The 14,330-nt window shown below is 67.9% G+C and carries 13 protein-coding genes; 3 read left to right on the top strand and 10 right to left on the bottom strand.

What is annotated here, in order from left to right; all coding sequences use genetic code 11:
- Nucleotides 1-26 precede the first annotated feature (26 nt).
- Together AC5QAH_RS14945 and sppA are read left to right on the top strand one after the other, a co-directional pair.
- Nucleotides 27-1,391, top strand: coding sequence for an MATE family efflux transporter (locus AC5QAH_RS14945; RefSeq protein ID WP_010481157.1), 1,365 nt, complete (start codon nucleotides 27-29; stop codon nucleotides 1,389-1,391).
- A gap of 116 nt (nucleotides 1,392-1,507) precedes the next feature.
- Nucleotides 1,508-3,430, top strand: coding sequence for a signal peptide peptidase SppA (sppA, locus tag AC5QAH_RS14940; RefSeq protein ID WP_019338929.1), 1,923 nt, complete (start codon nucleotides 1,508-1,510; stop codon nucleotides 3,428-3,430).
- Between the two features lie 73 nt (nucleotides 3,431-3,503).
- Here the strand turns inward: sppA and AC5QAH_RS14935 are convergent, their stop codons facing one another.
- Nucleotides 3,504-3,716, bottom strand: coding sequence for a hypothetical protein (locus AC5QAH_RS14935; protein ID WP_010481162.1), 213 nt, complete (start codon nucleotides 3,714-3,716; stop codon nucleotides 3,504-3,506).
- A 111-nt stretch (nucleotides 3,717-3,827) separates the two neighbouring features.
- On the opposite strand from AC5QAH_RS14935, the gene AC5QAH_RS14930 reads away from it, so the two are divergent.
- Nucleotides 3,828-4,604, top strand: a complete 777-nt coding sequence (locus tag AC5QAH_RS14930; protein WP_010481164.1) for an SDR family oxidoreductase — start codon at nucleotides 3,828-3,830, stop codon at nucleotides 4,602-4,604.
- 114 nt (nucleotides 4,605-4,718) lie between these two features.
- Here AC5QAH_RS14930 and AC5QAH_RS14925 read toward each other — a convergent pair whose 3' ends face one another.
- The 9 genes from AC5QAH_RS14925 to AC5QAH_RS14885 form a co-directional block, all read right to left on the bottom strand.
- Entirely contained in the window at nucleotides 4,719-5,465 is a 747-nt protein-coding gene (locus tag AC5QAH_RS14925) for a hypothetical protein (RefSeq protein ID WP_495232429.1), read from the bottom strand.
- A gap of 35 nt (nucleotides 5,466-5,500) precedes the next feature.
- Nucleotides 5,501-6,184 (bottom strand): DUF4124 domain-containing protein, encoded by a 684-nt coding sequence (locus tag AC5QAH_RS14920; RefSeq protein ID WP_414610278.1) that lies wholly within the window; start codon nucleotides 6,182-6,184, stop codon nucleotides 5,501-5,503.
- A 43-nt stretch (nucleotides 6,185-6,227) separates the two neighbouring features.
- Nucleotides 6,228-6,818, bottom strand: coding sequence for an L-threonylcarbamoyladenylate synthase type 1 TsaC (gene tsaC, locus AC5QAH_RS14915; RefSeq protein WP_019338925.1), 591 nt, complete (start codon nucleotides 6,816-6,818; stop codon nucleotides 6,228-6,230).
- Between the two features lie 97 nt (nucleotides 6,819-6,915).
- Entirely contained in the window at nucleotides 6,916-9,402 is a 2,487-nt protein-coding gene (locus tag AC5QAH_RS14910; protein ID WP_010481170.1) for a DNA topoisomerase I, read from the bottom strand.
- A 193-nt stretch (nucleotides 9,403-9,595) separates the two neighbouring features.
- Nucleotides 9,596-10,528, bottom strand: a complete 933-nt coding sequence (locus tag AC5QAH_RS14905) for an RDD family protein (protein WP_010481172.1) — start codon at nucleotides 10,526-10,528, stop codon at nucleotides 9,596-9,598.
- Between the two features lie 49 nt (nucleotides 10,529-10,577).
- Nucleotides 10,578-11,336 carry a pilin gene (locus tag AC5QAH_RS14900; RefSeq protein WP_019338922.1) on the bottom strand — a complete coding sequence of 253 codons (759 nt, stop codon included), beginning with the start codon at nucleotides 11,334-11,336 and terminating at the stop codon, nucleotides 10,578-10,580.
- A 39-nt stretch (nucleotides 11,337-11,375) separates the two neighbouring features.
- Entirely contained in the window at nucleotides 11,376-11,849 is a 474-nt protein-coding gene (locus AC5QAH_RS14895; protein WP_005411195.1) for a DUF494 family protein, read from the bottom strand.
- A gap of 43 nt (nucleotides 11,850-11,892) precedes the next feature.
- The gene (gene dprA, locus AC5QAH_RS14890; protein ID WP_071305916.1) at nucleotides 11,893-13,020 is read right to left on the bottom strand and encodes a DNA-processing protein DprA; all 1,128 of its coding nucleotides are present in this window, start codon (nucleotides 13,018-13,020) and stop codon (nucleotides 11,893-11,895) included.
- 130 nt (nucleotides 13,021-13,150) lie between these two features.
- Complete coding sequence (locus AC5QAH_RS14885; RefSeq protein ID WP_010481176.1) at nucleotides 13,151-14,284, bottom strand: LysM peptidoglycan-binding domain-containing protein; 1,134 nt, start codon at nucleotides 14,282-14,284, stop codon at nucleotides 13,151-13,153.
- Nucleotides 14,285-14,330: the final 46 nt, after the last annotated feature.

Raw genomic sequence — 14,330 nt, 5'->3', positions numbered from 1 at the left:
CAACCGCAGTTCGCGTCAAGCACCTTATGTCTACTGCAACCTCCACGCCGCGCTTCAGCAAGGAAGTCGGCGCCACCGGTCTGCTCGCCCTGCCGCTTGTGCTCGGGCATGTATCCACCGGTCTGATCTCCTTCGTCGACAACGTCATTGCCGGCCACCACGCCACCGCGACCCTGGCCGCGGTGACCATCGGCACGGCGCTGTTGTGGCTGCCGATGCTGATCCCGATCGGCACCCTGATCTCGCTCACGGCCTCGGTGTCGCAGCTGCATGGCGCCGGCCGCGAGCGCGAGATCGGCCCGCTGTTCCGCCAGGCACTGTGGCTGGCGTTGGGCCTGGGCCTGATCATGTTCACCTTCCTCACCGTGGTGCCGCCGCTGCTGCCGGCCTTCGGCATCGCGCCGGACATCGTGCCGGGCGCCACCGCGTTCCTGCATGCGGTGCGTTGGGGCGGCCCGGCGCTGACGCTGTATTTCTGCATGCGCTATCTGAGCGAGGGCATGCACTGGACGTTGCCGACCATGCTGCTCGGCTTCGGCGGCCTGCTGGTGCTGGCGCCGATGGGCTACGTGCTGGCCAACGGCAAGCTGGGCTTCCCGGAAATGGGTGCCGAGGGCCTGGGCATCGCCTCGGCGGTGATGATGTGGCTGCAGGCGATCGCCTTCGCCACCTACCTGTGGTTCACCAAGCGCTTCGCCCACCTGCAGCTGTTCTCGCACTTCGAAGGGCCGCGCTGGAAGGCGATCTGGGATCTGCTGCGCACCGGCCTGCCGATCGGCATCACCGTGCTGATGGAGGGCGGCCTGTTCATCGTCACCGCGCTGCTGATCGGCCGCCTCGGTGCCAATGAAGCGGCCGCGCACCAGATCGCGATCAACGTGGCGCAGCTGTGCTTCATGATCCCGATGGGCGTGGCCGAAGCCACCACCGTGCGGGTCGGCCATGCAGTCGGCCGTGGCGATGGCTTCGGCGTGCGCCGTGCGGCGTGGGCTGGCTACGCGATCATCATGGGCACGCAGACGTTGTCGGCGGCGGTGCTGCTGTTCGGCCACGATGCCATCGTCGGTGTCTACACCAACGACCTGGCGGTGGCCGGCCTGGCCTCCACCCTGCTGCTGTACGCGGCCACCTTCCAGTTCCCGGATGGCATCCAGGTACTGTCCGCCGGCGCACTGCGCGGCCTGAAGGACACCCGCGTGCCGATGTTCATCGCCATGTTCGCGTACTGGGGCCTGGGCATGCCGCTCGGCGCCGGGCTCGGCCTGGGGCTGGGCATGGGCCCGCAGGGCATGTGGATCGGCCTGATCGTCGGCCTGACCGCCGCCGCCATCCTGATGGGCTGGCGCCTGCGGCGCAGCAGCCTGCGCATCGGCCAGTCCGTACTGTCCTGATTTGCCCCGCCCGCCGCGATGACCCGTGGCGGGCGATCCCCTGACTTGTGTCCGATGCCGCATCACGCGGCACCGGCTATGCTGGCACCACGGCAAGAAGCCATCCGGAGCGTTCCATGAATCAACCCGTGCCCCCGTTGCCCCCGGCGCGTCGCAACCCCGTCGCCAGTTTCTTCATCGGGCTGTGGGACGTCATGAACTTCACCCGCCGGTTGATCCTCAACCTGGTGTTCTTCGGCCTGCTGTTCCTGCTGCTGGTGATGTTCGTCATCGCTGCCGGCATGGGCGCCGGTGCCAGCAAATCGCTGCAGGACCGCACCACCCTGGTGATCGCGCCGGAAGGCCGCCTGGTCGAGCAGTTCAGCGCTGATCCGGTCAGCCGTGCGCTGGCCAAGGCGGTGGGCGACAACGGTGCCGAAGAGATCCAGCTGCGCGACCTGCTGCGGGTGATCGAGTCGGCCAAGGAAGACAAGAAGATCGAACGCGTGGTGCTGGAGCTGGACAAGCTGCAGCCGTCGGGCTTCGCCTCGCTGCGTGAAGTCGCCGCCGCACTGCAGGACCTGCGCGCCTCCGGCAAGCAGCTGGTGGCTTACAGCGAGAGCATGGGCCAGTCGCAGTACCTGCTGGCCGCGCAGGCCGACGAGGTCTACCTGGATCCGATGGGGTCGGTGGTGCTCGAGGGCCTGGGCCGCTACCGGCAGTATTTCCGCTCCGGCCTGCAGGACAAGCTCGGCGTGGACGTGCACCTGTTCAAGGTGGGCGAGTACAAGTCCGCGGCCGAGCCGTACGTGCTCGATGCTGCGTCGCCGGCCTCCAAGGAAGCCGACCTGTTCTGGATGAACGACGTGTGGCAGCGCTACCTGGGCGACATTGCCAAGGCCCGTCGCCTGGACCCGGCACAGCTGGCCGCCGGCATCGACACGCTGCCGGAAGGCATCGCCGCTGCCGGTGGTGACCTGGCCAAGTTCGCCCTGCAGCAGAAGCTGGTGACTTCACTGAAGACCCGCGAGGAATTCGAGGATCTGATGATCGAGCGCGGCGTGGCCGACGACGATGCCGACGGTGGTTTCCGCAACGTCGACTTCGGCACCTACCTGGGACAGCTCGATGCGCGCCGCAACCCGGTCGACAACCGTCCGCAGGTGGCGGTGGTGGTGGCCGCCGGCGAAATCAGCGGCGGCGATCTCCCGGCCGGCCGCATCGGTGGCGAATCGACCTCGGCGCTGCTGCGTGCCGCGCGTGATGATGAGAACGTGAAGTCCGTGGTGCTGCGTGTCAATTCGCCGGGTGGTGAAGTGTTCGCCTCCGAGCAGATCCGCCGTGAAGTGGTGGCCCTGCAGGCCGCCGGCAAGCCGGTGGTGGTGTCGATGGGCGACCTGGCCGCCTCCGGTGGCTACTGGATCAGCATGAACGCCGATCGCATCTATGCCGATCCGTCGACCATCACCGGTTCGATCGGCATCTTCGGCATGGTGCCGAACTTCAGCCGCGCGCTGGACAAGATCGGCGTGCACACCGATGGTGTCGGCACCACCCGTTTCGCCGGGGCGTTCGATGTCACCCGCCCGATGGATCCGGCTGTGGGCCAGGTCATCCAGTCGGTGATCAACAAGGGTTACGCCGACTTCACCGGTCGCGTCGCCGACGCCCGCAAGAAGCCGGTCGAGGCCGTCGACGAAGTGGCCCGTGGCCGCGTGTGGAGCGGTGCGCAGGCAAAGGAACGAGGCCTGGTCGATGCCTTCGGTGGCTTGAAGGATGCCGTGGCCGATGCCGCCAGCCGCGCCAAGCTGGGCAAGGCCGATGCCTATCGCGTGCGCTACATCGAGAAGGCGGCAACGCCGTTCGCGCAGTTCGTCAGCGGTTTCGCCGGCAGCCGTGCCGGTGCCTGGATGCTGTCCGACTCGGGCATGGCACGGATGGTGCTGGCGCGCACGATGCCGGAAGTGGATACGCAGCTGCGCTTTGTCGAGAACGCGGCCCGCGAGAAGGGCAACGGCACGCCGGTGAAGGCGCTGGCGTACTGCTTCTGCGGGTTCTGACCGGAAGCCATCCACGCATGGCGTGGATCGACTGGAAACGCCCGGCCTTGGCCGGGCGTTTTCGTTCGCGGGCTTACTGCGTGGCGTCAGCCTCGGCCTTGCGCTCGCTCGCAGCGGCGTCATCGACGGTTTTCTGCACGCGCTTGGCGCGGTCCAGTGGCTGCTGGATCGCACGGGCCATGGCCTGCGGTTCCGGCGGCTTCTCCGGATTCGGCGTGGGCGGGCGCTGGCAAGCGGACAGCAGCACGGTGGCCAGCAGGGACGTGGACAGGATCAGGATGCGCATGGCGGCACTCCGTGATGGGCGTGCGGGCAGTGTCGCATCCTCGGCAGGGGGCGGCCGTGAGCGCGTATCCTTGCCGCATCGAAACACAGCGGGCGCGGCCCCGGAGAGCACATGACCCAGCAACGGTGGCGCCTGGACGGCCAGACCGCCCTGATCACCGGCGCCAGCGCCGGCATCGGCCTTGCCATCGCGCATGAACTGGCCGGCTTCGGCGCCGATCTGATGATCGTCGGCCGTGATATCGACATGCTGGAGACGGCGCGTGACGAACTGCTGGACGTGTATCCGCAGATGCAGGTGCATGCACTGGCTGCCGATGTCTCCGACGACGAGGACCGCCGCCAGATCCTGGACTGGGTGGAGGACCACAGCGATGGCCTGCACATCCTGGTCAACAACGCCGGCGGCAACGTCACCAAGGCGGCCACCGAGTATTCCGAGGATGAATGGCGGAAGATCTTCGAGACCAACCTGTTCTCGGCATTCGAGCTGTCGCGCTACGCGCATCCGTTGCTGGCCCGCCACGCGTCGTCGTCCATCGTCAACGTCGGCAGCGTGTCCGGCCTGACCCATGTGCGCAGCGGCGTGGTCTACGGCATGACCAAGGCGGCGATGCACCAGATGACCCGCAACCTGGCCGTCGAGTGGGCCGAGGATGGCATCCGGGTCAACGCGGTGGCGCCGTGGTACATCCGCACGCGGCGCACGTCCGGGCCGTTGGCGGACCCGGACTACTACGAGGAAGTGATCAACCGCACCCCCATGCGCCGCATCGGCGAGCCGGAGGAAGTGGCTGCAGCCGTGGGCTTCCTGTGCCTGCCGGCGGCCAGCTATGTCACCGGCGAGTGCATCGCAGTGGATGGTGGATTCCTGCGCTACGGGTTCTGATCGCTCTGCTGTAGAGCCGAGCCTTGCTCGGCTGCACTCCGCCAACGGCAGCCGAGCATGGCTCGGCTCTACAACAGATCCACCCCATGGGCAGGTGCGGCCATGCCGCCGCTGTCACCCCGGTACCGGGCAGTTGCTGGCTTCCAGCACGTCCTGCAGCCGCTTGCGTTCACCGCGCGCGGTATCGCGGTTCTCCGGCGCGGCGAAGCGCTCACGGCCGCGGGCATCGCGGAAGCGCTGCTGCCAACCACCGCAGCGCTGCGCTTCGGGAAGCGCTTCGCAGTGGTCGCGCACCACTTCACAGCTGGCGGCATTCACCGGCGTCACTCCGCCAAGGCCCTGTACCGTCATCAGCTCGCAGCGGCCGGGCGCGGCCTCGTACTCGTACAGGTAGCCGCCGCCCTGGCTGTCGGTGCACTGGAAGATCGGAGGAAGCGGCGGCTTCGGTGGACCGTCACCTGCGGTGGCGCGGGCCTCGGCATCGCGGCGCAGCGTCGCGCTGTCGAGGATCTGGTCGTCTCCTTCGTGTTCGACCATGCCTGCTTCCATGATCGTGCGTCCTTCATCCGCGCGTCGTGGTTTCGCTGGGGCCGCAGGGGCAACGGCCGCTCCGGCCGGTACCGGCGCGGGAATTTCGACGGGGGCGGGTGGAGGTTCGGCCGCCACAGGTGCAGCGGCGGCCGGCTGCGAGTTGGCCGGGTCGGGTATGCGCAGCACCTGCTGCTTGCTGCCGGTGGGGCACGGCGTGCGCTGGAGGGTAGGGACGTCACTGCTGCTGGAGGTACAGCGGTAGATCACGCCCTCTTCAGCCAACGCGCTTCCGGGTAGCAGCACCAGAAGCAGCCAGATCACTCGGTTCATGCGCACAGCGTACAGGCTGCGACGGCGTGCTGCGCTCAGCGTTCGCAATCGCGCGACAGGCGCGCATCGATGCCGCGCTGTTCGTTGCTGATGGCGGTGCGTTCACTCTGCAGCGCGCTGTTGTAACGGCGATCCAGCTCCCAGCGGCGGTCACTCAGTCGCGCGCAGACTTCCTGCGGCGGCAACGCATGGCAGCTGTCGCGAACCAGCACGCTGCCGGCCGGAACCTGCACGCCCATGCCGATCGAGGGAGGGCGATAACCCGCGCCTTCGCCGATCGGCGTGCCGATGGCCGGGCGCGGACCCGGGTAGGCCGGGCCCCGATGCCCGTGTGGCAGCCAGACACTGGTCCACAGCGGCACCCAGCGCGGATTGCCTTCGTTGTTGTCGCTGGTATAGCGGCGGCCATCCTCGCTCACGCATTCGTACATCGGCTGCGGCGGCTGGATGTAGACGTGGCGGACTTCGCGCTCGCGGATGACCGGGGTTTCGCTGGGCGGCGGAGGCGTGGCATCACTGCGCACCACCCGTGGAGCGGGATCGCGCGGGCGCTGCAGGTCGCGTACCTGCTGGCGGCCGCTGTTGCAGGGCGTGTCCTGCAGGGCAACGGCGCCGTTGCTGGCAACGCAGCGGTACACCCGCACGTCCTCGGCCCCGGCGGCGGACGCCGTCCACGGCAGCAGCAGGCACAGGCTGAAGGTGGCGCGCAGCAGGCTCATGGCGGCAGCGTGCGTGATTGTCCGCGGCAGTGCAATCGGCAGCTCAGGAGCGCAGCACGTTGCCGCTGAGCGCGTCGCGTATGGGGGTGGGTTGGGCCAGGCCACCGGTCTGTCCGTCAAGGATGCCGTCAAGCAGGCGCAGCAGGCGGGGATCCAGCTCTTCGCGGCTGCGCGCCGGTGGTTCGCCGGCCAGATTGGCGCTGGTGGAGACCAGCGGGCCACCCCAGGCGCGGCAGAGTTCGGCCACCAGCGGGTGTGCGCTGATGCGCACCGCAATCCCGCTGTGTTCGCCGGTGACCCAGGGCTGCGCGCGCGGGCCGGCGGGCAGGATCCAGGTGTTGGCGCCGGGCCAGCTGGCCAGTACTGCGCGCTGGCGGGCGTCGGGCAGCGCCTGCAGGCGCACCCAGCCTTCCAGCTGCGCCAGCTCGGCCGCGACCAGGATCATGCCTTTTTCGATCGGGCGCTGCTTCAGCCGCAGCACCATGTGCACCGCAGCTTCGTGCGAGGGATCACAGCCCAGGCCCCAGACCGCTTCGGTCGGGTAGGCGATCACGCCGCCCGCGCGGAGCGTGGCGACAGCAGAGTCCAGGGTGAGTTCTTTCATGGCGGCGACCGGCCCGGCGTGGGCCTTCATTATCCCCCGGCTGCGTGCAGAAGGGGTGGTCGGCGCGGACGGTAGGTGCGGACCGCTGGTCCGCACACCTTGCCCCTCATCCACGCATGGCATGGATCTACTTCTTTGCAGCGGCCTTCTTCGCCGGGGCCTTCTTGGCGGCGGCCTTCTTTACTGCTTTCTTCGCCGGGGCCTTCTTGGCAGGCGCTTTCTTTGCAGCGGCCTTCTTTGGCGCCGCTTCCTTCTTCACCGCTGCTTTCTTGGCCGGGGCCTTCTTCGCGGCGGCCTTCTTGGCGCCAAAGCCCTTGCGCACCGGCTTGCCGGTTTCTTCCATCAGCTGCTGCACTTCGGCCAGGGTCAGCGATGCCGGCTCGCGATCCTTGGGGATCTTGCCGTTCATCTTGCCGTCGCTGATGTACGGGCCGAAACGGCCGTTCAGCACCTGAATGTCGCTGCCCTCGAATTCCTTGATGATCCGGTTGCGCGCGATCTCTTCCTTCTCTTCGATCAGGAACACGGCGCGGGCCAGGTCGATGGTGTACGGGTCGTCTTCCTTCTTCAGCGAGGCATAGGTGCTGCCGCGCTTGGCAAACGGGCCGAAGCGGCCGATGCCGACGCTGACCGGCTCGCCCTTGTCCTCACCCAGCGCGCGCGGCATCAGGAACAGCTCCAGCGCGTCTTCCAGGGAGATGGTGTGCATCGACTGGCCGGGGCGCAGCGAGGCGAACTTGGGCTTCTCCTCGGCATCTTCGGCGGTGCTGCCGATGGCGGCGTATGGCCCGAAGCGGCCCAGGCGCACGCTGACCGGCTTGCCGGTCTTCGGGTCGGTGCCGAGCTCGCGCGCGCCACTGGCCTCGGCACGGTCGACCGATTCCTTCTTGTCTTCCACCAGCTCCTTGAACGGCTCCCAGAAGCGGGCCATCAGCGGGATCCACTCTTCTTCGCCACGCGAGACGGCGTCGAGCTCGTCTTCGAGCTTGGCGGTGAAGTCGTAGTCCACGTACCGGGTGAAGTGGCTGGACAGGAACTTGGACACTGCGCGGCCGACGTCGGACGGGCGGAAGCTGCGGCCTTCCATTTCCACGTACTTGCGGAACAGCAGGGTCTGGATGATCGAAGCGTAGGTCGAGGGACGGCCGATGCCGTACTCTTCCAGCGCCTTCACCAGCGCCGCTTCGGTGTAGCGCGGCGGCGGCTGGGTGAAATGCTGTTCGGCCTGGATGCGTTCCAGCGGCACGCGGTCGCCGGGCTTCATCGCCGGCAGCTTGCGGCCTTCGTCCTCGTCCTCGGCGCTCTTGTTGTCCTTGCCTTCTTCGTACACGGCCAGGAAGCCGGGCACCACCACGGTGGTGCCGCTGGCACGGAACACGTGCTCGCTGCCGGCCGAGAGGTCGACGCTGACGGTGTTGAGCGTGGCCGGGATCATCTGGCAGGCCACCGCACGCTTCCAGATCAGCTCGTACAGGCGGCGCTCGTCGTCGGTCAGGAAGCGCGCCACTTGGGACGGAGTGCGCAGGGCCGAGGTCGGGCGCACCGCTTCGTGCGCCTCCTGGGCGTTCTTGGACTTGGTCTGGTAGGTGTTCGGCTGGTCCGGCAGCGAGGCGATGCCGTAGTCGCGGGCGATCACGTCGCGGATTTCGGCCAGCGCGTCCTGCGACAGGTTCACCGAGTCGGTACGCATGTAAGAAATCAGGCCGACGGTGCCTTCGTCGCCAATCGCCACGCCTTCATACAGCTTCTGCGCCACCTGCATGGTCTTGCGGGTGGTGAAGCCGAGCTTGCGTGAGGCTTCCTGCTGCAGGGTGGAGGTGGTGAACGGCGGCGCCGGGCGGCGCTTGCGCTCCTTGCTGGCCACATCGGTGACATGCAGCGAGCCCTGCGCGGCCTGCTGGATGCGCATGCGTGCCGCTTCAGCGGTGTCGCCGTCGGTGATGGTGAACTGCTCGAACTTCTGCCCGTCCAGCTTGATCAGCTTGGCGTTGAAGTGCTGCGACGGGTGCGCGCATTCGGCGGCGATCGACCAGTATTCGCGGGCGATGAAGGCTTCGATCTCTTCCTCGCGCTCGACGATCATGCGCAGTGCCGGGCTCTGCACGCGGCCGGCGGACAGGCCACGCTGGACCTTGCGCCACAGCACCGGCGACAGGTTGAAGCCGACGAGGTAGTCCAGCGCGCGGCGCGCCTGCTGGGCATCGACCAGGTCGCTGGCAATCGCGCGCGGCTGGCTGATGGCCTCCTTGATGGCGCGCGGCGTGATCTCGGTGAACACCACGCGCTGCATCGGCTTGTCCTTGACCAGCCCGCGTTCCTTCAGGATTTCGGCGATGTGCCAGCTGATCGCCTCACCCTCGCGATCCGGGTCGGTGGCCAGCAGGATGTCGTCGGCGCCCTTGGCGGCCTTGGCGATCGCATCGACGTGCTTCTCGTTCTTGTCGATCACGTCGTAGTGCATGGCGAACCCGTTGTCCGGGTCGACCGCGCCTTCCTTCGGGATCAGGTCGCGCACGTGCCCATACGAGGCCAGGACCGTGTAGTCCTTGCCGAGGTATTTGTTGATCGTCTTGGCCTTGGCCGGCGATTCGACGATGAGCAGGTGCTTGGGCATGTCAGGAAAGGTCTGTGGGCGGACCGGGGGAGAGGGGCCGCTAGGGTGGAGCAAACGGCCGCATTAGTGAAGCGGCCACGGGCAAATCCATAAACTGAACGCCCGGTAATGTGCCGGGCGTTCAGGTTTCACCTTATTAGAGGAATCACGCCCGGCCAGCCCATGTCAAGCAGCCAGGCGTGAGGATGGCCGTTCATGAGGCCATCTTGGCGATGAAGCCGACCGCGAACACCAGCAGGACCACGCCCGCCAGCGACAGCAGGCCGGTCAGCACGAGCACCAGCACGGTCACCGTGCCCAGCTCGCGGCGCTGCAGCTGCGGCTGGTCGGTGTAGGCCCAGCGGTCGACCACCAGGGTGTCGCAGATCATGTCGTGCAGGCCCTGCTTGCGCTCGGTGAAGGCCGCCATCAGGAAACCGATGCCGAGGGTGAAGCTGCTCAGCAGCATGGCCCAGTAGCGGCCAAATGCGCGCGCCTTGGTCAGGCGCTCGCCGTTGCCACGCACGACCTTGATGCCGACCGCCATCTTGCCGAGCGTGGCGCCGCCCTGCGAGGCGTGGAACCAGGTGTAGTAGGCCATGCCGATGCAGAGGTTGATCAGGGCACTGGCCAGCTGCGCCACGATCTCGATGGCCGATTCGCCACTGCCCACCGCGCCCATGCTGGCGCCGAGGATCGCACCGAGGATGGCACCGATGATGCTGCCGGGGATGACCAGCACGAAGTAGTCGATCATGTAGGCCGCCACACGCTTCCAGAAGCCTGCGTAGACCACTTCACCGCCAACCACCGGCTGTGCGTGGCCACCGCCGCCGGCGGCGGCTGGAGCGCTGTAGGGCGAGCTGCTGAGTGCGCCGGTGCCGGGCAGCGGGGCGCTGCCGTTGTCGATGGCGGCATAGTCGCCACGCAGGTCGAAGCCGCCGCTGCTGGTGGCAGTGCTGGCATCGGCCAGCGTCTGCAGGCCGAGCTCGTCGACCACCTGGCGCAGTGCAGCCCACTGGGCCATGCCCTCGCGCCAGACCAGGGTGTCCAGGTTGAGCTGGCCACGCTGGAAGCGCTGGCGGATCTCCTGGACCGGCAGCGGGCCCTGGCGTTGCTGTCCTTCGGCGTAGTACCACTCAGTCATTGCATGTTCCCTGTTGAATCATCCTTGGAGGTGCTGGCGTGCGCGTGGCTCAGCCGCGGCACGACGGCGGCAGGTACTTGTCGTTGCTTTCGCCACTGCATTCCCAGCGGCCGCTGTCGCGATCGTATTCCAGCCACAGCAGGTCGCCATCGAGGCTCTTGCCGGGCAGCGCCAGGGTGGCTTCGATGCCACAGTGGCCATTGTTGAAGCGACCGATGTTCACCGCCGACAGCCCTGCATGGGCGAAGTCACCCGGGGCCGGGAAGCCGGCGTCGTTGGCACCGGGGCAACGGCCTTCGTCATCGGCGAAATGCTGCACCTGGTCCTTCAACGGCTGCAGTGCGGTCACTGCGCCGGCGACCTTGGCGCGCACGGTGTAGTCGTTGTAGGCAGGCAGCGCGATGGCGGCCAGGATGGCCACGATCGGTACCAGCACCAGCAGCAGGCCGCCGCCGATGATGGCGGTCAGTGCGCAACCGGACAGCTTCTTCTTCGGCGCCGGCAGGGCGGTGGCCGATGCACTGGTGGTGTAGGGGGTGGACGGCGGCAGTACCGGCGGCTGCGGCGGAGGCGGTGCCACCGGTTCCGGTTCGGGCTCGGGTTCCACGGGTGGCGTGGCAGCGTCCAGCGCCGGCACGATCAGGCCGAGTTCGTCGACCACGGTGCGCAACGGCTGCCATTGCGGCAGGCCGTCGCGCCAGACCAGGGTGTCCAGGGAGATCTGGTTGTTGCGGAACAACTCGACCAACTGTTCCGCTGGCAGCGGACCCTGCTGCCGGTTGCCTTCTGCATGGAACCACTCGCTCACGGGGACGCTCCTGAATGCGCTATGCCCCCAAGTGTACGGTCAGTGCAGGGGTTCTGGCTCGTCCATGAACATCTGCGTCTCCATCCAGGCATACGCCGCCTCGGAGCCAGGCTGGTTGAACAGCACCATCAGTACGACCCACTTCAGGTCGTCCAGGTCCAGTTCGTCCTGGTCCAGGGCCATCGCCCGGTCCAGCACCAGCTCGCGCTGGTCGGCGTCGAGGATGCCGTGCTGTTCCAGGTACAGCAGGAAGCCGCGGCATTCCACGTCCAGCTTGTCCAGCTCGGGACCGTGGTAGACGCGCACGGGGCCATCGACCCGTGCCTGGGCCACGCTCGGCCGCTGCGCGGCCAGGGCATCGAGCCAGTCGAATGCCTTGTTGATCTCGGTTGGGCTGAAACCGGCCTGGATCAGGCCGTTCTGGAGCGAATCGCGGTCACGGATCAGGTCCGCATCTTCGCTGAAATAGTGTTCAAACAGGTACAGCAGTACGTCCAGGATGCTCTCTTTCATTGCCCCTCGGCCTGCGTCGCGCGACGCTGTGGAGGTGAAGAAACTAGGGAGTTCGACAGTAGCGGCCGTGTACGCACACCACGATTCCCGCCAGTTCCATGGCCAGCAGCATGGAGGACACCTGGGGCGCCGTCAATCCACAGCGCGTGATCAGTGAATCCATACTGCTTGGGTTGTGGTCCAGGGCCCGCCACAAGCACTGGTAGTCAGGGTCGTCGGCCCAGCGCGCCGGCAGGAGTACCGGCGGTGCCTGTTCAGTGGGGGTGGCCAACCGTGATTGCAAGCCCGGCAGCTGCTGGCGGAGGGCGGGGGCCAGCAGTTCCAGGACCTCCTCCGGGCGCTCGATCAATGCAGCACCCTCACGGATCAGCCGATGGCAGCCCGCCGCGCGTGGATTGAGCACCGAGCCGGGCAGGGCGCAGACCTCGCGGCCGGCCTCGGCGGCCAGGCGTGCGGTGATCAGGGCGCCGGAGCGCTGGGCGGCCTCGACCACCACCGTCGCCAGTGCCAGCCCGGCCACCAGCCGGTTGCGGGCGGGAAAGTGGCCGGGGCGTGCCGGCGTGCCTGGCAGGTACTCGCTGAGCACCGCGCCTTCGGTAGCGATCCGGGCCTGCAGGCGGGCGTGGCTGTCCGGGTAGGCCCGGTCCGGGCCGGTGCCGATGACCGCCACGGTGCAACCACCGGCGTCGAGTGTCGCCTGGTGGGCGGCGGCGTCGATGCCCGCCGCCAGCCCGCTGGTCACCGTCAGTCCGGCTTCGACGAAACAGCCGGCAAAGCGGGCTGCCAGCGCGCGTCCGCCCGGCGTTGGCGAGCGGCTGCCGACCAGCGCCACCGACGGGCGCCAGGCCAGGCTGGGGTCACCGGCGATGAACAGCGCAAGGGGTGGGTTGGGAACATCCAGCAGGGCCGGGGGGAATGCCGGATCGGTGAAGGCCAGCAGGTGCTGGTTGTCGTCTTCCAGCCAGCGCCGTGCCACGGCCGAGGCCCGGGCGTCCGGGCGTTCCAGTGCGGCGCACTGCTCTGGCGTGCAGCCGTGGGCGCGCCAGTTCGCGGCGCCCTGCGCGATCGCGATTTCCGCATTGCCTGCGGCCTCCAGCAGCGCCCGACGTGGTGCCAGCGCGCCGCCTGCCATCAACAGGCGCAGCAGCGCCTCGTCAGTTGGGTTGGTCATCCCCCCACTATCGAGCGCATACAACAAAGGCGCCCTAGGGCGCCTTCGCATGTGGCTGTCAGACTTTGCCGGAGGTGCCTGCCCGCCAGAGGCCGGCACTACACGCAGTGGCCGGGCCGCCTGGCGATGGCTACTTCGCGTCCGGGTGCAGTGCGTTGAACCCCACGCGCACCGGCTTCACGCCCTGCATCACCAGCGCGTAGCTGACGTTGTCGAAGGTACGGAACACCATGGCGTGCGCGGCATATTCGTCCGGCAGCGAGACCCGGCCTGCGCCGGTGCTGAGCGAATCGTCCATGCGCGACGAGGTCGGGTACTTCATGCGGTGCGCCACGTGGCGGCCTGGGCGCCACAACGAGAACACGGTGCCGTTGTCCACGCCCTGCGCGCGGCCTGCCGAGATCGCGATCACATCGCGCGGGCCGGCGGCGGTGAACATGTCGGTGACGGCCAGCACGCGCACGTCGACGCCCTCCACACCGGCGGCCGGGACATGGGGAATGAACTGCAGGTCGTACGGCTTGGCCTCGACCGGGACCAGGCGGTCGCCGGCACGCACCTCGCGGCCGCCCTCGTTCTTGTCCAGCACCAGGGTGGACGCCTCGACCTTGCCGCCGGCGACATGGGTGATGGTGCCGGTGGCGACCTGGGCCAGCTCATAGCCGAGCACGCCGCGGCGGTGGTTGGGGGCGTTGTAGGCCCGCCACAGGTTGCCGCTGCCCGGGGTGACGTCGCCGTTGGCGGTCAGGTCCTCGGTCGGCTTGGGCTGGGCATAGCGCACGGTCGGGCGGACCACGGCCCAGCGCTGGCCCAGCTGGGCGTCAGCCAGGCGTACGTACACCGCGCTGCCGCTGGTGACGCGCAGGCGTTCTTCCTCCAGGCCGGCCACGTAGGGCAGCTGCTCGATGCTGTCGACCACGCTCAGCTGCTTCAGGAACGGCTCGACCTGGGCCAGCGGAATGGCATCGATCGGGGCTTCCTGGCGCGGGCCGGGCTTGGCAGCGACGGTCACCCGGTCCAGATAGGCCAGGCTGAGCACGTCACCGGGATAGATCAGGTGCGGATTGGCGATCTGCGGATTGGCCTGCCAGATCTCCGGCCACAGCCACGGCTTCTGCAGGAAACGTGCGGCGATATCCCACAACGTATCCCCTTTTCGGACCACATAGGTGTCCGGGTGCCCGCCATTCACTTCCACGGCGGTAGCATAGGCAGCCACGGTCAGCATCGCCGCGGCGACGACCGTACGAAAACGAAGCAACATAGGTGTGAAGCCCTGATTCCCCAACAGGTTCGCGCACTATAGTCCA

The sequence above is a fragment of the Stenotrophomonas sp. YJH_SMC_43 genome, assembly GCF_059372535.1.
The sequence above is the reverse complement of the archived record's forward strand: the minus strand, read 5'-3'. Positions and strand labels throughout refer to the sequence as shown.